This is a genomic window from Bradyrhizobium sp. Arg237L, assembly GCF_029990105.1.
Classification (GTDB): domain Bacteria; phylum Pseudomonadota; class Alphaproteobacteria; order Rhizobiales; family Xanthobacteraceae; genus Bradyrhizobium.
Genome location: NZ_JAQMIL010000043.1, coordinates 62,010 through 78,382, shown reverse-complemented (window position 1 = coordinate 78,382; position 16,373 = coordinate 62,010). Strand labels below are relative to the sequence as shown.

The following is a 16,373-nucleotide window of genomic DNA, read 5'->3' as shown; positions in this document are numbered from 1 at the left end:
TTGAGCGCAAGATCGGCCAGCAGCAGATTGAACTGGATTTTTTTCGGCAAGCCTTGCGGCGGGTCAAGGAAGCACGCCGGCCGAGCAGCGGGCCTGGCGTGACGGGGTCTACGCGGTCATCCAAGCGATGACGACCTCCCCGCGGCAAGGCGAACTGACGATCGAACGGATGTGCCGATTGGCTGGCGTCAGCCGGGCCGGCTATTATCGGCATTGGGCGGCTTCCGCCCCACGTGCCGAAGAAACCGCCGTGCGAGACGCGATCCAGCGGCTGGCGCTTGCCTACAGGCATTACGGCTATCGCCGGATCGCCGCGCAGTTGCGCCGCGAGGGCTTTGCGGTGAACCGCAAACGCGTGCTGCGCCTGATGCAGCAGGATAATCTGCTGTGCTTGCGGCAGCGGCCGTTCGTGCCTGTCACGACGGACTCGCGCCACCCGTGGCACGTGGTATCGAACCTGGCCCGCGCCATGGTGCCTGATGGCCTCGACCAGCTCTGGGTGGCGGACATCACCTACATCCATCTGCAGGAAGAGTTCGCCTATCTCGCCATCGTGCTCGACGCCTTCAGCCGGCGGGTGGTCGGCTGGGCCCTGGAGACGCACCTGGAGGCGCGTCTGGCGGTCGCCGCACTCTCGATGGCGCTGGCGGCGCGCCAACCCACGCCTGGCAGCCTGATCCACCACTCCGACCGCGGCATCCAATACGCCTGCGGCGACTACACCGAGCTCCTCCGGCAGCACGACATTGCGCCCAGCATGAGCCGGGTCGGCAATCCCTACGACAATGCCAAGGCGGAGAGCTTCATGAAGACCCTCAAGCAAGAGGAGGTCAACGGCCAGACCTACCGCGATGCGCCGCATGCCAGAAATGCGATCGGCGCCTTCATCGAAGAGGTGTACAATCGTCAACGGCTGCACTCGGCTCTGGCTTACCAGCCGCCAGCCGAGTTCGAAGCAAATTTACCAGGTTGCGGGGCTGCTGCGCAGCAGCCCCGCAACCTGGCCGTAACCCATCAACCCGCCCTGCCGCCTCAAGCGGCGGGCACCTGTCCCTGATTATCGTGTCTCACGATAAGGGTGCACTTCAGATGCAGATGTCCCCGGTTACGCGTTCGCTCCACCCGGGCTACGAGAGCCCGCGAAATGAAAACGGCCCCGGCCGATGCCGGAGCCGCTCTTGAATCCAGTCTTTCGATGCTTACCGCACCGTCGTACCGAGATCGGCGCGGCGGTCGGTCATCGGCAGCACGATCACCTTGGTTCCGACGTTGACCCGGGAATAGAGGTCGATCACGTCTTCGTTGATGAGCCGCAGGCAGCCGGAGGAAACGTGGGTGCCGATCGTCTCCGGCGCATTGGTGCCGTGGATGCGATAGACGGTGCCGCCGAGATACATGGCGCGGGCGCCGAGCGGGTTGCCGGGACCGCCGGCCATGTGGCGCGGCAGATAGGGCTGGCGGGCAATCATTTCCGGCGGAGGGGTCCAATCCGGCCATTCCGCCTTCTTGGTGATGGTCTGGACGCCGGACCAGGTGAAGCCGTCGCGACCGACGCCGATGCCATAGCGGAGCGCCTGGCCGTTCCCGAGCACATAATAGAGATAGGTGTGCGGGGTATCGATGATGATCGTGCCGGGCGCTTCACGCGTCGCGTAATTGACGACCTGGCGGCGCAGGCGCGCGGGCAGTTCGAACCGGCCCTCGCCCTGGGGCGGCGTAGCCTCGACGGACGGCGGCGGGGCAGCTTCGGTCGGCGGCGTCATGAGGAACGGGAAGAACGGCAGCGGAGCGGCCGAGCTCGATGTGGAAAAACCAATGGTGCCGATCGCCAGCGCGCCCAATGCGGCGGCGGCAAGACGCGAGTTTCGCTTAATGGAATTAAACATTGTCGACCCCTGTCTGACTACACCCTGTGGCGCCGTTTGCGGTGTGGCGCCTCGTTGACGCCATCCAGTACAGGTCAAGCGTTTCGGGACGTTTGCACGAAATCGCCAAAATGGTTTCGTGGGGGTAAGGATTTGTTTCGTTAAGATTTCGTCGCCGCCTTTCGTCGCTGCCCGCGGGTTGCCCAACCTACGTTCTTGACTCGCCGTTTGCGTCGCGGGCAAACTGTTGGTCCAATTAAAAGAAAAACAAACGCATCAGGCAGAAAAGGCCTGTTGCGGCAGGGAGTTTAGAAATGAAGCCATTCTTGAAATGGCTCGCAGCCGCGAGCATTCTCGGTCTCGGTATTTCCGCCCAAACCGCTTTAGCCCAGCAGCCCATCCGTATAGGTGTGCCGACCTCCATCCAGCTCCAGGTCGGGCGCGACACCCAGAATGCAGCGAAGCTGGCGGCCGACGAGATCAACGCCAAGGGCGGCGTGCTCGGCCGCAAGCTTGAGATCGTCGTCGCCGACGAGACCGAGAACCCCGAGCAGGGGATCGCCGCGATCAAGAAGCTCACCGCCGACGACAAGGTGGACGTGCTGATCGGCGGCTACACCTCCGGCGTCACGCTGGCGCAATTGCCGCACATCTCCCGCGCCAAGACCATCTATATCGGCGTCGGCGCTGCATCGCCCGCGATCACCGCGAAGGTGAAGGCCGACTACGACAATTACAAATATATTTTCCGGGCCTTCCCGATCAACGCGGCGCACCAGGCCCGCGCGCTTGTCGACTTCATCAACGGCAAGCTCAAGGACGACATGAAGTTCACCAAGATCGCGATCGTCGGCGAGAACGCGAAATGGGTGCAGGATCTGGTGCCGATCCTCAAGAAGGGCGCGATCGAGGGCGGCTCCGACGTGAAGCTCGCCGAATTCTTCGACACCTCGACCTCGGACTTCTCGCCGCTGTTTGCCAAGGTCAAGGACAGCGGCGCGCAATACCTGATCGTGATCCTGTCGCACGCCTCGTCGGACGTGTTCGTCAAGCAGTGGCATGACGCGCAGGTTCCGATTCCGATCGGCGGCATCGACGTCAAGAGTCAGGACGCCGACTTCTTCACCCGCGTCGGCGGCAAGGCCAACAGCGAAACGGTGGGCATGTTCGCGATCCGTGCGCCGCTGACGCCGAAGACCATTCCGTTCTGGGATGAGTTCGTCAAACGCTACGGCACCGCGCCTGTCTACACCGGCATCGGCGCCTATGACGCGGTCTACGTCTATGCCGACGCGGTTGCCCGCGCCAAGTCGACTGAAGCCGACGCCGTCATCAAGGAGCTCGAGAAGACCGACCATGTCGGCATCGCCGGCAAGCTGGTGTTCGATGAGCTGCATGACGTCAAGACCGGCCCCGGCCTGCAGAATCTGCTGTTCGTGCAGTGGCAGCCGAATGGCGAGCGCGTCGTGGTCTGGCCAAAGGAATCGGCCACCGGCAAGATGATCGCTCCGCCCTGGATGAGCAACTGATCGCGTCTGTTCTCGCTGGTCGATCGGCCCACCTGGTGTGGCCGGTCGACCAGAGCTTCGGTTCTGATTGGATCAGAACCGAAGCCCTGGACTCTTATTTTGACGCGTTTTCTTCACGCGAACCGGTACCCACTTCGCTCGAAAACGCTCTAACGCGGCGACGCGCGCTCTCGCGACCTTCGACAGGGATAGCATGCTTGAAATTCTGATCTATGGCGCGGTGTCGAGCGCGATCTATGCCATGCTCGCGGTCGGCTTTACGCTGATCTTCGGTGTGGCGCGGATTCTCAACCTCGCGCATGGCGCGTTCTATGCGCTCGGCGCCTATGCGGCCTACGTCTTCACCGGCCTGTTGCATTGGCCGTTGTTCATCGCAGCACCGCTCGCCGTGCTTTTCGTCGCGCTGTTCGGCGTGTTGATGGAGCGGTTCCTGGTCCGTCCGCTGCGCTATTCGCAGCTTGCGGTGCTGATGATCACGCTCTCGGTGTCGCTCGCGGTCGAGCAGGGGCTGTTCATCACCTTCGGTTCCGAATACCGCAATGTGCCGTCCTTCGTGGCGGACAAGATTTCCATCGGCGGCGTAGATATCGGCGGGCAGCGCCTGCTTGCCTTGATCGCGGGCGTGCTGGTGCTCCTGTTGCTGTGGCTGTTCATCCAGCGCACGCGGCTTGGGGCAGCGATCCTCGCGGTGTCGCAGGATCCGGAGGCGGCGCAATATATGGGCATTCCCACCAACCGCATCTTCTCGGTCGTGATGGCGATCTCGGCCGGCACCGCGGCGCTCGCGGGCGTCCTGGTCTCGCCCTTCCTCACGGTGCAGCCGACCATGGGACTGCTGCCGATGGTGAAGGCGTTCGCCATCGTCATCGTCGGCGGGCTCGGATCGATCCCGGGCAGCATCCTGGCCGCGCTCCTGCTCGGCTATTCCGAGACCATCGTCGCCTATCTCATTTCGTCGTCGTGGACCGAACTGGTGTCGCTGGTCGCCGTCGTCATTACATTGATGATCAAGCCGTCCGGATTGCTCGGCCGGCGGGCGGCGTTCTGATGAAGCAGCTTTCCATCGTCGATCTGTCCGGCGCTGTCCTCGTGGTCGCGTTGCTGGCGCTCGCGCCGGTGCTGCTCAACAGCAACTATTTCACCGGCGTCCTCACCGTCTGTGTGATCTACGCGATCTGGGCGGCGAGCTGGGACTTCATGTCCGGGCTCACCGGCCGCGAGAATTTCGGGCACTCGCTGTTCATCGGCGCCGGCGCCTATACCGCGGGCTTCCTCGCCACCGCCTGGTACGCCAATCCCTGGTACAGCCTGCCGACGGCGGTGGTGGTCGCGGTCGCCTTCAGCCTGATCGTCGGCTTCCCGACGCTGCGGCTGCGCGGGCCATATTTCGCGCTCGCCATGCTGTCGGCGTCCGCCATCATGCAGCGGCTCTGCCTGATCTTCTGGGAGTATAGCGGCGGCGAGGAAGGGCTCTACGGCCTCGATCCGCTGATCCAGTCGCCGCTGTACTACTACTGGTTCGTGCTGGCGATCCTGGTCGCGGCAGTCGCAATCCTCACCGCGCTGGCGCAATCGCATTGGGGGCTGTTGCTGCGCGCGATCCGCGGCGATGAGGCGACCTGCCAGGCCGCCGGCATCAACGTCACCTTCTACAAGATCGCCTCGCTGACGATCAGCGCGGCCTTCGCCGGCCTCGGCGGCGCGCTCTACGCGCATTACCAGTTGCAGGTCAGCCCGCCGTTGTTCTCCGTCGTGGTGTCGATCACGGTGATCATCATGGTCTATGTCGGCGGCATCGGCTCGATCTATGGGCCGGCGCTTGGCGCAATCATGCTGACGCTGTTGACCGAGCTCCTGCGCTCGTTCGGCGAATACCGGCTATGGGTCTATACGCTGACCTTGATGCTGATCCTGTTCTTTCTACCCAACGGGCTGATCGCACCGCTATGGCGGCGGCTGACGGAGCGCTTCCGATGAGCGCCATCCTTGAGGTGAAGGACCTCTCCAAGCGCTTCGGCGGCCTCACGGCAACGAAGAACGTCAGCTTCTCGCTCGAGCCAGGCGAGCTCACCGGTATTCTCGGACCGAACGGCGCCGGCAAGACCACGCTGTTCAACCTGCTGACCGGGTTCATCGCCGCCGACGCCGGCAGCATCCTGTTCGAGGGACAGGAGTTGCGGGGATTGGCACCGCACAAGATCGTCAACCGCGGCGTCGCTCGGACCTTCCAGCTTACGCGTCCCTTCCTCGGTATGACGGTGCTGGAAAATGTCGTCGTTGCCTGCCTGTCGCCGCGGGCACGCGATGCGCACGATAAGGAAGCCCGCGCGCAACAATTGCTTGACCAGGTCGGACTTGGCGCCAAGGCACGCGAACCAGTCGAGACGCTGCCCTATGGTGACCTCCGCCGACTGGAGATCGCCCGTGCGCTTGCGACCAAGCCAAACCTCTTGCTGCTCGACGAACCCTTCGCGGGGCTCGGCAGCAGCGAGATCGAGCCGCTGGCGCAACTGATCAAGCGGCTGCACCGCGAGCAGAAGCTTACGATCCTTCTGATCGAGCACAAGCTGCGCGAATTCATGGCGCTGGTCTCGCGTGTGATTGCGATCGATTTCGGCGAGATCATCGCGATCGCACCGCCGGCCGAGATCGTGCGCGACCCGCGCGTGATCGAGGCCTATATCGGGAAAACGGAGGCCGCGCATGCCTCTGCTTGAAGTCGCAGATCTCAGCGTCCGCTACGGCAAGGCGCTGGCCGTCGAGCAGGTCAGCGTCACCGTGGACAAGGGCGAGCTGGTCGGCGTGCTCGGCCCGAACGGCGCCGGCAAGACCACGCTGTTGAAAGCGATCTCCCGCGCGATTCAGTCGACCGGCACGCTGAAATTCAAGGGCGAGACGCTGGAGCGGCTGCCGCCCTATGACGTCGTCGCCCGCGGCATCTGCCACTGCCCGGAAGGGCGGCGGCTGTTCCCCGAATTGTCTGTCCTGAAGAACCTGCAGCTCGGTGCCTATCTCAGGAGCAACAAGGCCGAGATCGCCGAAGACCTCGAACGCGTGTTCGCGCTGTTCCCGGTCCTGAAGGAACGCCGGCAGCAGCAGTCGAGCACGCTGTCGGGCGGCGAGCAGCAGATGGTGGCGATCGGCCGCGCCATGATGGGCCGCCCCGAATTGCTGTTGCTTGACGAGCCTTCGGTCGGCATCGCGCCGCGGCTGAAGGGTCTGATCTTCGACGCCATCGAGAAGATCAGGAAAGACGGCACCGCGATCCTGATCGTCGAGCAGGACGCCACCGCGACCTTGCGTATCGCCGACCGCGTCTACGTGCTCGAGCATGGCCGCACGGTGCGTGAGGGCCGCGCGAAGGAGCTCGCCGGCGACGAATATATCCGGCAGGTGTATCTGGGGGTTTGAGCCCGTAGCCCGGGTGAAGCGCAGCGTAACCCGGGACCGCTCGTAAACGCGGACGCATGCGTCCCGGGTTACGCTGACGCTCCACCCGGGCTACGGATCGCGATCGTTCAACCCGGCATCGCTCGCATGCGCGGCGCGTCCGGCGGAGCGATGCCGAGCATGGCGCGGCGGTCGGCGACGGCGTGGTGGAGCTGGTCGAGCGCGAGCCCGATCGCGGAGAGGTCGCCTTCCTCGATCGCGCCGTCATCGTAGCAGTCGAGCGCTTCGCGCAGCACGCCATCGGCCTCGCCTTGCATCTTCTCGAGCGCTTCCGGCGTCTCGGCCTGCCGCACCTTGGTGATCAATTCGAGCAGGCTGTCGCGATGATCCAGATAGCGGTCGCGCTCGTTGCGGCGCCAGGCATGCCGCAGCCAGGCGCCGACCGATCCCAGGCCTGACAGGCCCAGAATCGCGAACCAGATGTAGTCGCTGTATTTGTCCATGAAGGTGCGCTCGGTGCCGTCGATATAGGCGGCTGCACCCGGATGTGCCGGCAGTGCTGCGTCCTTGTCGGTGTCGGGCTTCTCGATGTTCGCGGCCGCCGGCACGTCGCGCGCGAGCTGCTGGCGCACGTTGAAGAGCTGGCGGACGAAAGCGCCGATCGCGGTGTCCGAGAATGAATGCAGCGCGATGATGAGATGGTCGACGCTGACGGTCTCGACCTTGTCGTCGGGCCAGGCCGGCGAGGATGAAAAGATGCTTCCCGCGATCTCCGCCGATTCATAGAGCGGGTGCTTCGCGGCGATTGCCTCGGAAACGTCGATCGGCAGGAACTTCGGCTGGCCGCGTGCGGCCGCCGTCGCGGCGATCGCGCCCGCGGTGATCTTGCTGTCGAGTGGACCGACCGCCATGTAGGCATCGAGCGTCATATCGCGCGCCATTTCGGCGGTCTGGTTGATGGCGAATTGCGTCACCGCGACTTTGTCGGGATTGACGCCGGACTCGCGCAGGATCACGCGCAGCAGCGTGACGTTGGCGTCCGTCCGTCCGATCACGCCGATGCGATGGCCGTCGAGATCGTCGAGGCTCTTGATCTTTGGCGTCGGCGGTCGCCTCGATCCCTTCGCGCGCAGGCCGGAAGGCGCCCACAGCACCACGACATTCTTGCGCAGGATCGCGACCGCATCGGCGTTGGCGGGCAGATTGAGGTCGGCGCGCGCCACCGCCATGTCCGCTTTCGAGCTGGTCAATGCCGCGATGCTTTCCGCGGCGTTCTCCGTCACTACCGTCGACAGGCGCACCGGGCTCTGATCGCGGGCGAAGGTCTGCGCCAGCGCCTGGATCAGCTTCTGGTCGTCGCTGCCGGGAGGGGCGACCGCGATCGTCAGCGTAACGGGCCGCACGAAATAATAGAGCGTGCTGGCGGCAACGCCGAACAGGAGTAGGCCGGCCGCGAGGATCAGCAGCGAATAGTTTTTTCGCTTCCGCCGCGGGCGCTTTGGAGCCGGATCTTCGCGCGTCTCTGACATCGTTCTGTCATGTTAGCCGAAAAAGCGTGTGAGCTGCCCGAAAAACCTTCCTTACAGATCGATGACGTCATACGCCTGAAATATCAATGTCAGAACTTCTGACCCGAAGAATCATTAACGCTTCGGGTTTTCGAGATGCGGATATTAGTTGCAACCGACGCCTGGCATCCGCAGGTCAATGGCGTGGTGCGCACGCTGACGTCACTGCAGCGTAGCGCGGCAGGGCTCGGCGCCGAGATCACTTTCCTGACACCGGAAGGGTTTCCGTCCGTGGGCGTGCCGACCTATCCGGGGCTGCGCATGGCGCTGCCGAACCGGCGCGAGATCGCCCGGCGGATCGAGTCGGCCGAGCCGGAGGCGATCCATATCGCGACCGAAGGCCCGATCGGCTGGGCGGTGCGCGGCTATTGCCTGCGCCACAAGCTCGCTTTCACGACCTCCTACACGACGCGCTTTCCGGAATATGTGTCGGTCCGCACGGGGCTTCCGGCCAGCGTCGGCTACTGGCTCCTGCGCCGCTTCCATGCGGCTGGCGCCATGACGATGGTGGCCACCGTCTCGCTCCGCCAGGAGCTGGCCGAGCGCGGTTTTCGCAAGCTCGGCTTCTGGACGCGCGGCGTCGATACCGAATTGTTCAATCCCGATCATCCGGCCAAGCTCGATCTGCCACGGCCGATCTTCATGGCCATGGGCCGCGTGGCGGTGGAGAAGAATCTCGAAGCGTTCCTGTCGCTGGATCTGTCGGGTACCAAGGTCGTGGTCGGCGACGGCCCGCAGCGAGCGGAACTCGAGCGCAAATATCCGAACGTCGTCTTCCTCGGCGAGAAGACCGGGCAGGACCTCACCTCGCATCTCGCGGCCGCGGACGTATTCGTGTTCCCGAGTCTCACCGACACCTTCGGCGTGGTTCAGCTTGAAGCGCTGGCTTGCGGCACGCCGGTCGCGGCGTTTCCGGTCACCGGCCCAAAGGACGTGATATCGGATCATCCGATCGGCGCGATCGATGACGATCTGCGCAGCGCGTGCCTGCGTGCGCTCACGATGTCGCGAGAGGCGTGCCGGAACTTCGCGCTGCAGCGTTCCTGGGAGAACAGTGCGCGGCAATTCATCGGCAATCTCTCGGCGTTGCAGCCGAGCAGGGTGTTGCGTCCGGCCCGGCGCGTCGCCGGCCGGAGCGCGGTGCAAGGTTAATCGAAGCATGATCCGGAAAAGTGGGAACCGGTTTTCCGAAGAGATCATGCTTAAACAAGAGGAGAGAGCGGGATGAAGAGTCACCCCGCTCTAGAACTAGAAGGCGTATCTTCGATGGCAGACAACATCATCAAACTCGACGGAAGCAGCCAGTTGGATTTTGATCGCGAGACGGTCGAGCAGGCTTATGACCGCTGGGCTCCGGTCTACGATCTCGTGTTCGGCGGCGTGTTCAAGAAGGGCCGGGCCGCGGCGATCCAGGCCACCAACAAGATTGGCGGCCGTGTGCTCGAGGTCGGTGTCGGCACCGGCATCTCGCTGCCGCTTTACGCGCCGCATGTCCGCATCTTCGGCACCGATATTTCGGAAGCGATGCTCGACAAGGCGAAGAAGCGCGTTGCGGAGCTCGGCCTGAAGAATATCGAGGGGCTCGCGGTGATGGACGCCGAGAAGCTCGAATTCCCCGACAACTCGTTCGACGTGGTGATGGCGCAATATGTCGTCACCGCCGTGCCGAATCCGGAAGCCGCGCTCGATGAATTCGCACGCGTGCTGCGCCCGGGCGGTGAGCTCATCATCCTGACCCGCGTCAGCGCCGATGCCGGCGTGCGCCGCTTCATCGAGCAGAAGCTGCAGCCGGTCGTGCGTCCGCTCGGCTTCCGCACCGCCGAGTTCGCCTGGTCGCGCTACACCAAGTGGCTTGCCGGCGCCAAGGGCGTGGAGCTGGCGGAGCGCCGCCTGATCCCGCCGCTCGGCCATTTCTCGCTGGTCCGCTTCCGCAAGGCTGAGGTGGCTAAAGCCGCGTAGGCTTGCCCGACCCTCATGGTGAGGAGGCGCGCAGCGCCGTCTCGAACCATGAGGCCCCCGCTGGTGGCCTCATCCTTCGAGACGCGCGTTCCGCGCTCCTCAGGATGAGGGGATAGGGTCTCACACCCGTTGCTCCGTTGCGTCACCGCGTCGCTGCACACTGTCATATGTCATTATGATGATGTCACACGCCGTACATCGAATCTCTGTAAGCACGTCCCGAAATCCTCTTGGGGGAAAGAATGTTCAAGAATTTTCTGCAGGAACTGCGTACCCAGCGCTGGGATGACCACCGCTACTATCATCACAGCCGAATCAATCAGAGCCTGCACTTCGTCAGCGCCCTGAGCTTCCTGTTCGCCTATGTGATGCTGTTCTTCGATCCGGCGATCTCGGCGCTGGTCGGCTGGCTGGTCTCGATGACCTCGCGCCAGGCCGGTCACTTCTTCTTCGAGCCGCGGGGTTACGACCACATCAATCAGGCCACCCATGAGCACAAGGAAGAGATCAAGGTCGGCTACAACCTGCAGCGCAAGGTCGTGCTGATGGCGATCTGGGCCCTGTCGCCGCTGGTGCTCTTCGCCGATCCGACCCTGTTCGGCCTGTTCACGCCCTGGGAGACGGTGTTCGACTTCACCCGTCAGGTCGCCAAGATCTGGCTCGCGGTCGGCATCGGCGGACTGCTCTTCCGCACCGTGCACCTGTTCTTCATCCGCGATATCGAGACCGGTCTCGTCTGGATGACCAAGATCATCACCGACCCCTTCCACGACCTGATGCTCTATCACAAGGCGCCGCTCGCGCTCCTGAAGGGCGAGCTGATCGATCCCGGCCTCCACCTGGCCGGCGAGTTGGAAGAGAAGCACGCCTGAGCGCCTGCTGCCGACAACAAATTGACTTTGCTGTGTTCACTTACGTCATGCCCGGGCTCGTCCCGGGCATCCTTGTCTCAGGCCCTGTCACTGGCACCGTCATTCCGGGGCGCGCGCAGCGCGAACCCGGAATCCATCTGGCGGCAGGCGCAGGCGGCGCAATGGATTCCGGGCTCGATGCTTTCGCATCGCCCCGGAATGACAAGAGATGGGGGAGAGAAAGGCGCCTAGCGCCCGAACTTCCTGGCGAGCATCTCCTTGAGAATCTGCCGCTTGATGTCCTTGTTGGTGACGCCGGGCTTCTGCCACCACCAGCCGTCGCGCTTCATCTTCTCGCCGGCGGCGACGAAGCGGTCGGCGACTTCGGTGAAGTCGGCGTCGCTGGTGTTCAGGCCGAAGATCAGACGCCCGGTGCCGACCCAGCTCAGCGCCAGCCCTTCGGCCCGCAGGTAGTATTGCAGCATCCAATTGTAGCGCGACGGCTCGGTATAATGGACCATCCAGATCGACGAGAGATTGGAGACGCGGACCGGGAGCTCTGCTGCGGTCAGCCGGTCGTTGAGCTGCTTGGCGCGGGCGTTCCAGGTCTCGTCCAGCCCATTGTAGACCGAACGAAAATTCGGGCTGGCGAGCCGGCTCAGGAACTCGTCCATCGCCGTCATCACGTAGGGGTGCGAATTGAAGGTGCCGCGGGCGAAGCAGATGTCGGCGGGCTTGTCGTCGCGGAAGCGCCGCATCAAATCCTTGCGGCCGCAGACCACGCCGATCGGCAGGCCGCCGGCAAGGCTCTTGCCGTAGGTCACCATGTCGGCGCGCACGCCGAAATATTCCTGGGCGCCCCCGGCGGCGATACGGAAGCCGACGAACACCTCGTCGAAGATCAAGACGATGCCGCGCTCGGTGCAGACCTCGCGCAGCTTCTTCAGCCATTCGGCATAGGCGGCGCGGTCGTACCTGCCACTGCGGGAGCTGTCGACGAGGGCGGAATCGCCGGGCGCGTTGGAATTCGGATGCAGCGCCTGCAATGGATTGACGAGCACGCAGGCGATGTCGCGCCGCGTGCGCAACACGTGCAGGGTCTTTTCCGACATGTCGGCCAGCGTATAGGTCTCGTGCGGCGAGACCGGATTGCCGACGCCGGGCTGCACGTCACCCCACCAGCCGTGATAGGAGCCGGCGAAGCGGACGAGATGCGTGCGGCGGGTGTGGTAGCGCGCCAGCCGCACCGCCTGCATCACCGCTTCCGTGCCGGACATATGGAACGAGACCTCGTCGAGGCCCGAGATCGCGCAGAGCCGTTTGACGTTGTCGATGATCACAGGATGGTAGGGGCCGAGCACCGGGCCGAGCGCATGCGCGCGCTTCTCACCCTCGGCGATGCATTCCTTGTAGAAGTCATTGCCGAAGATGTTGACGCCGTAGGAGCCGGTGAGGTCGTAGGACACGTTGCCGTCGACATCGGTGACGGTGACGCCCGAGGACGACTGCACGAAGGAGCTGGTGTTGAGATGCTCGCGCACCAGCCGGCTGAACTGGAACGGCACCCGGTAGCTCTCGGTGAACTGCAGGTCGGAGATGTGCTGGGCGGCCTCCGCCGTCATCTGCCGTCCCTTGGCATAGCGCTGGGCGTAGAGGCCGCCGAGGCGGAAGAAGCCGTCCTGCCGCTGCATCGCAATCTCGCGCGGCGCGCCGTCGACCGCGAAGAATTTGTCGATATCGAATTCGTAGTGGGGCACCAGCCGCGCGACCATCTTGGACATTTTGGAATGTCCGGTCAGCGAGCGATGCTTGGCGCGCGACAGCGCCAGGCGGGCCTGAATTTTGGGGAAAGCTGCGGCGGCGCCGGCAATCGCGGCGGCGGACAGCGAGAGAATCGGAAGGGATGTTTCCATGCCAGAAGCGCTAACGTCGCCAGCTAACAGATTCATGACAGTCCGAGGCCTGATTTCGTCGATAACCCAGCAGGAAGACCTGAATTTCCTGCTGACCAACCGCATCCCCCGGGCGGCCGTGACCCGCTTCATGGGCTGGTTCTCCAAGATCGAGAACCCGGTGGTGCGCGACCTCTCGATCGCCTGCTGGCGGCTGTTCTCCGACCTCGATTTGTCGGAGGCCAAGAAGACCGAATTCAAGAGCCTGCACGACTGTTTCACGCGGGAGCTGCGGCCCGGGCTGCGTCCGTTCGATTCCGACCCCGCCGTCATCGCCAGCCCGTCGGACGCCATCATCGGCGCGCATGGACGGATAGAGGACACCAAGCTGTTCCAGATCAAGGGCGCGCCCTATGCGCTCCTCGACCTGCTCGGCGACCCCGCTTTGGTCGAGCAGCACCGCAACGGCCGCTTCGTCACCTTGCGGCTGACCTCGAGCATGTATCACCGGTTCCATGCGCCCGCAGATTGCCGGATCGAGAAGGTCACCTTCATCCATGGCGACGTCTGGAACGTCAACCCGATCGCGCTGAAGCGGGTCGAGCGCCTGTTCTGCAAGAACGAGCGCGCGGTGCTTGAGGCCCGCCTCTCCACCGGCGAGCCGCTGACGCTGGTGCCGGTCGCCGCGATCCTGGTCGCGAGCATCCGCCTGCATTTCCTCGATCGCACGCTGAATGCGCAGACCAAGGGCCCCGTCACGTTCCCCTGCGATGCCAGCGCGCACAAGGGCGACGAGCTCGGCTGGTTCGAGCACGGCTCCACTATCATCGTGCTCGCCCCCGATCATTTCGAATTTTGCGATAACGTTACCGACGGCGCCCGCATCCGCGCCGGCGAACCGCTGCTCAGAAAACCTTCGGCGTAGATGAGCGCAGGCTGCTCCCCTCGTCATTGCGAGCGGAGCGAAGCAATCCATGCCGCCGCTCGCGGAAACGTGGATTGCTTCGTCGCTGTCGCTCCTCGCAATGACGGAGAATCCAATCTCGATTTTGCCGCCGGAAGCTCCTATATGCTGCCGACACGATTCGGCATTCGGGCAATTCGGGAGCAGAGATGGCACGGGCGCCTGTTCTGGCGGCGGGAGGCATTGTGCTGCGGCGGCAAGCGACGCCGCTGATCGCGGTCGTGCGCCTGCGCAAGCGGAACGAATGGGTGCTGCCCAAAGGCAAGCTCGACGACGGCGAGACGCCGCGCGCGGCCGCCGAGCGCGAGGTGCTGGAAGAGACCGGGCACGAGGTATCCGTGCATGAATTCCTAGGCACGCTGGTCTACGATTCCGGCGGCCGTTACAAGGTCGTGCACTACTGGCGCATGGAAGCGGGCGACGAGCAGGCCTACGAATTGATGTATGACATCAAGGCGGTCGACTGGCTGCCGCTCGAAGATGCGCTCGAGCGGCTGTCGCGCGATCATGAGCGCGCGTTCCTCGAGAATGTCGGTCCGATCGCGCTGAAGGCTGCAGCCCTCAGCGGAGCCTCGCGGCAAAAGGCGGCAACGCGGCGGCCGCGTCGTACGGTCACGCCGCCGCCTTCGGTCAGCGAACCGACAACTGTGCCCGAGCCCGCGCAGCTCGATGCGCCCGTCGCGCAGGAGGAGCCGCTGTCTACCACCGAGGCGGCGGAGCCTGCGCTGTCACCTCCCGCGGCGGAGGCCGAGCTCCCGCCGTCATTTGCGCCTGATATCGAGCCCGTCGTCATCGAAGCCCACCGTCCGCGCAGGAATTTCATCGATCGCGTCAGGGACTGGCTCCGCCGCGCCGCCTGAGCGCGCAAAAACTCTCTCTACACGAACTGTGCCGTAGCCCGGGTGGAGCGACAGCGTAACCCGGGGACCGCTCGTACGTTGACGCAGATGTTCCGGGTTACGCGTTCGCTTCACCCGGGCTACGAGTTCCGAGCGGAATTTCAATCGCCGCGCCGTTCTCTCCTGCCGTCTCTCAATGGAAATTGCCGTCGTGGTTGCACCGCTGGGCGGTTCAGCAATCCAGGGCGTTGCACGCCGGGTGCTCCCTGCCTGAATCCACCGCGCTGCGGTTGTCCCTCGCGGATCGACGGCGGTTGCCCAACTCGCTGCGGCGCGCGTGACGGCTGTCCCCCCTGCTGCGGAGCTCCTTGCTGTCCGCTACGCGGCAAAATGGCGCCGCCGGGCTGACCGGGCAGTACGTGCCGGTCGCCGCGCGACGGCCGCGCCTGCTGCGGCGAGCCCGGTCGCTGCTGCAAGCCCTGCCGGCCAGGCCCGCCGGGTTGCTGCTGGCCCGGCAACATATTCTGCCGCTGCGGACCCGGCCGGAACGGCTGGCCGCGGTTCGGATAGGGTACCCCGGGATTGGCGCGGCGGAACGCGCGCTGCTCGTTGACGAGTTGCCGCCCGAAATTCTGCGTGGTCTGGAGCTGGCGAACGAAGCCGCGGTCGCGCTGGATCTGCAGCGCCGACATCGTCAGCGGCACCGCGGCGAAGCGCGCTCCGCCGAGCCCGTCCGGCCGGATCGTGAAACCGCTGGCGCCGCGCGTCAGCGTGCCGAGTTGCGCACCGCCGCGGTCATTGATCTCGATCCGGCCAACGCGGCCGTCGGCGTCCGGATAGAGTTTGATGGCGACGTTGTTGGACGTCGCGGTCGCGCCCTCGGGCACCTCGACCAGGCCGGTGGTGCCGCGAATGCCGAGCGTCGCGGTCGGCGTCGATATCCGCATGTCGCCGGTCTTGGCGACGCCAGCGGCAACGAAGGCGAGCGTGCCCTTGGCGACGTCGAACATCCCGGCATTCTGCTTGCCGCCTTCGTCATAGACATAGCGGTCGATCGTGATCCTGGCGCTCGCCGACAGCTTGAACGTCGTGGCATCGTTGAAAGTGATGCCGAGCGTCGACTTGGCCTGTGTCTCCACGACGTCGCCGGCAAAAATGTCGTCCCTGATCTGCAGTGCCGTCGTCGCGTTATTGCGCGTGACGCTGGCGCTGCCGGTGAGATCGGCGACATTGCCGATCGGCTCGGCGGCGGGTTGCTGCGCATCTGGCGCCGGCGCGGCAGGAGCCTGTGTTGCCGGCGCCAGCGCAGGAGCAGGGACGGGGTGCGTCTGCGCGAGCTGCGTCGAATCGGCTGCGGCGGCTGGCGTGTGCACCGTGCCGCCCAACAACAAGCCGATCGCAAACAGGAGTGCGAGAGAAAACCGGTGTGGCGTCACAAGAGATTCCCGGAGAGACCACAGGCGAGGGTAGCGATATCAGCCGCGCGGGGCTGAACGCCGGATGAATGGGAGCGCCA

At 64.5% G+C, this 16,373-nt stretch carries 15 protein-coding genes; 11 read left to right on the top strand and 4 right to left on the bottom strand.

The genetic code is table 11. The features are described from left to right. The first annotated feature begins 127 nt into the window (after window positions 1-127). Window positions 128-1,057: an IS3 family transposase gene (locus tag OZ411_RS24850; RefSeq protein ID WP_282530061.1), complete on the top strand. Its 930-nt coding sequence runs from the start codon at window positions 128-130 to the stop codon at window positions 1,055-1,057. Between the two features lie 142 nt (window positions 1,058-1,199). Here the strand turns inward: OZ411_RS24850 and OZ411_RS24845 are convergent, their stop codons facing one another. After that, on the bottom strand, window positions 1,200-1,886 hold the full coding sequence (locus OZ411_RS24845) for a L,D-transpeptidase (protein WP_282530060.1): 687 nt from the start codon (window positions 1,884-1,886) through the stop codon (window positions 1,200-1,202). 293 nt (window positions 1,887-2,179) lie between these two features. Here OZ411_RS24845 and OZ411_RS24840 point away from each other — a divergent pair, with 293 nt between their 5' ends. The 5 genes from OZ411_RS24840 (at window position 2,180) to OZ411_RS24820 (ending at window position 6,805) form a co-directional block, all read left to right on the top strand. Then, the gene (locus tag OZ411_RS24840; RefSeq protein ID WP_282530059.1) at window positions 2,180-3,394 is read left to right on the top strand and encodes an ABC transporter substrate-binding protein; all 1,215 of its coding nucleotides are present in this window, start codon (window positions 2,180-2,182) and stop codon (window positions 3,392-3,394) included. A 193-nt stretch (window positions 3,395-3,587) separates the two neighbouring features. Continuing rightward, window positions 3,588-4,442: a branched-chain amino acid ABC transporter permease gene (locus OZ411_RS24835; RefSeq protein WP_282530058.1), complete on the top strand. Its 855-nt coding sequence runs from the start codon at window positions 3,588-3,590 to the stop codon at window positions 4,440-4,442. After that, a complete protein-coding gene (locus OZ411_RS24830; protein WP_282530057.1) occupies window positions 4,442-5,371 on the top strand; it encodes a branched-chain amino acid ABC transporter permease in 930 nt (309 codons plus the stop codon). The genes OZ411_RS24835 and OZ411_RS24830 overlap by 1 nt, the downstream gene beginning before the upstream one ends. Next, on the top strand, window positions 5,368-6,111 hold the full coding sequence (locus tag OZ411_RS24825; protein ID WP_282530056.1) for an ABC transporter ATP-binding protein: 744 nt from the start codon (window positions 5,368-5,370) through the stop codon (window positions 6,109-6,111). Before OZ411_RS24830 ends, OZ411_RS24825 begins: the two co-directional genes overlap by 4 nt. After that, entirely contained in the window at window positions 6,098-6,805 is a 708-nt protein-coding gene (locus OZ411_RS24820; RefSeq protein WP_282530055.1) for an ABC transporter ATP-binding protein, read from the top strand. The genes OZ411_RS24825 and OZ411_RS24820 overlap by 14 nt, the downstream gene beginning before the upstream one ends. Window positions 6,806-6,912: 107 nt before the next feature. Here OZ411_RS24820 and OZ411_RS24815 read toward each other — a convergent pair whose 3' ends face one another. After that, window positions 6,913-8,313 (bottom strand): TAXI family TRAP transporter solute-binding subunit, encoded by a 1,401-nt coding sequence (locus OZ411_RS24815; protein WP_282530054.1) that lies wholly within the window; start codon window positions 8,311-8,313, stop codon window positions 6,913-6,915. Window positions 8,314-8,448: 135 nt separating this feature from the next. Between OZ411_RS24815 and OZ411_RS24810 the strand changes: the two genes are divergently transcribed. From OZ411_RS24810 to OZ411_RS24800, 3 genes are all read left to right on the top strand, one after another. Continuing rightward, window positions 8,449-9,504 (top strand): glycosyltransferase family 1 protein, encoded by a 1,056-nt coding sequence (locus OZ411_RS24810; protein ID WP_282530053.1) that lies wholly within the window; start codon window positions 8,449-8,451, stop codon window positions 9,502-9,504. Between the two features lie 114 nt (window positions 9,505-9,618). Beyond that, window positions 9,619-10,311: a methyltransferase domain-containing protein gene (locus tag OZ411_RS24805; protein WP_028168106.1), complete on the top strand. Its 693-nt coding sequence runs from the start codon at window positions 9,619-9,621 to the stop codon at window positions 10,309-10,311. Window positions 10,312-10,553: 242 nt separating this feature from the next. After that, on the top strand, window positions 10,554-11,183 hold the full coding sequence (locus tag OZ411_RS24800; RefSeq protein ID WP_130580017.1) for a hypothetical protein: 630 nt from the start codon (window positions 10,554-10,556) through the stop codon (window positions 11,181-11,183). A 227-nt stretch (window positions 11,184-11,410) separates the two neighbouring features. Here the strand turns inward: OZ411_RS24800 and OZ411_RS24795 are convergent, their stop codons facing one another. Beyond that, on the bottom strand, window positions 11,411-13,075 hold the full coding sequence (locus OZ411_RS24795) for an aminotransferase class III-fold pyridoxal phosphate-dependent enzyme (protein WP_282530052.1): 1,665 nt from the start codon (window positions 13,073-13,075) through the stop codon (window positions 11,411-11,413). A 34-nt stretch (window positions 13,076-13,109) separates the two neighbouring features. Here OZ411_RS24795 and asd point away from each other — a divergent pair, with 34 nt between their 5' ends. Together asd and OZ411_RS24785 are read left to right on the top strand one after the other, a co-directional pair. Further along, on the top strand, window positions 13,110-13,979 hold the full coding sequence (gene asd, locus OZ411_RS24790; RefSeq protein WP_130580019.1) for an archaetidylserine decarboxylase: 870 nt from the start codon (window positions 13,110-13,112) through the stop codon (window positions 13,977-13,979). A gap of 188 nt (window positions 13,980-14,167) precedes the next feature. Continuing rightward, window positions 14,168-14,878, top strand: a complete 711-nt coding sequence (locus OZ411_RS24785) for an NUDIX domain-containing protein (RefSeq protein WP_282530051.1) — start codon at window positions 14,168-14,170, stop codon at window positions 14,876-14,878. Between the two features lie 140 nt (window positions 14,879-15,018). Here OZ411_RS24785 and OZ411_RS24780 read toward each other — a convergent pair whose 3' ends face one another. Then, window positions 15,019-16,293 carry a FecR domain-containing protein gene (locus OZ411_RS24780; RefSeq protein WP_282530050.1) on the bottom strand — a complete coding sequence of 425 codons (1,275 nt, stop codon included), beginning with the start codon at window positions 16,291-16,293 and terminating at the stop codon, window positions 15,019-15,021. Window positions 16,294-16,373 lie beyond the last annotated feature (80 nt).

Excerpts from the sequence above, each read along its gene's own strand:
- OZ411_RS24840 (WP_282530059.1), top strand. The coding sequence starts at position 2,180 with ATGAAGCCATTCTTGAAATGGCTCGCAGCCGCGAGCATTCTCGGTCTC.
- OZ411_RS24805 (WP_028168106.1), top strand. The coding sequence starts at position 9,619 with ATGGCAGACAACATCATCAAACTCGACGGAAGCAGCCAGTTGGATTTT.
- OZ411_RS24795 (WP_282530052.1), bottom strand. The coding sequence starts at position 13,075 with ATGGAAACATCCCTTCCGATTCTCTCGCTGTCCGCCGCCGCGATTGCC.
- OZ411_RS24835 (WP_282530058.1), top strand. The coding sequence starts at position 3,588 with ATGCTTGAAATTCTGATCTATGGCGCGGTGTCGAGCGCGATCTATGCC.
- OZ411_RS24800 (WP_130580017.1), top strand. The coding sequence starts at position 10,554 with ATGTTCAAGAATTTTCTGCAGGAACTGCGTACCCAGCGCTGGGATGAC.
- OZ411_RS24810 (WP_282530053.1), top strand. The coding sequence starts at position 8,449 with ATGCGGATATTAGTTGCAACCGACGCCTGGCATCCGCAGGTCAATGGC.
- OZ411_RS24785 (WP_282530051.1), top strand. The coding sequence starts at position 14,168 with ATGGCACGGGCGCCTGTTCTGGCGGCGGGAGGCATTGTGCTGCGGCGG.
- OZ411_RS24815 (WP_282530054.1), bottom strand. The coding sequence starts at position 8,313 with ATGTCAGAGACGCGCGAAGATCCGGCTCCAAAGCGCCCGCGGCGGAAG.
- asd (WP_130580019.1), top strand. The coding sequence starts at position 13,110 with ATGACAGTCCGAGGCCTGATTTCGTCGATAACCCAGCAGGAAGACCTG.
- OZ411_RS24825 (WP_282530056.1), top strand. The coding sequence starts at position 5,368 with ATGAGCGCCATCCTTGAGGTGAAGGACCTCTCCAAGCGCTTCGGCGGC.
- OZ411_RS24850 (WP_282530061.1), top strand. The coding sequence starts at position 128 with ATGACGACCTCCCCGCGGCAAGGCGAACTGACGATCGAACGGATGTGC.
- OZ411_RS24830 (WP_282530057.1), top strand. The coding sequence starts at position 4,442 with ATGAAGCAGCTTTCCATCGTCGATCTGTCCGGCGCTGTCCTCGTGGTC.
- OZ411_RS24845 (WP_282530060.1), bottom strand. The coding sequence starts at position 1,886 with ATGTTTAATTCCATTAAGCGAAACTCGCGTCTTGCCGCCGCCGCATTG.
- OZ411_RS24820 (WP_282530055.1), top strand. The coding sequence starts at position 6,098 with ATGCCTCTGCTTGAAGTCGCAGATCTCAGCGTCCGCTACGGCAAGGCG.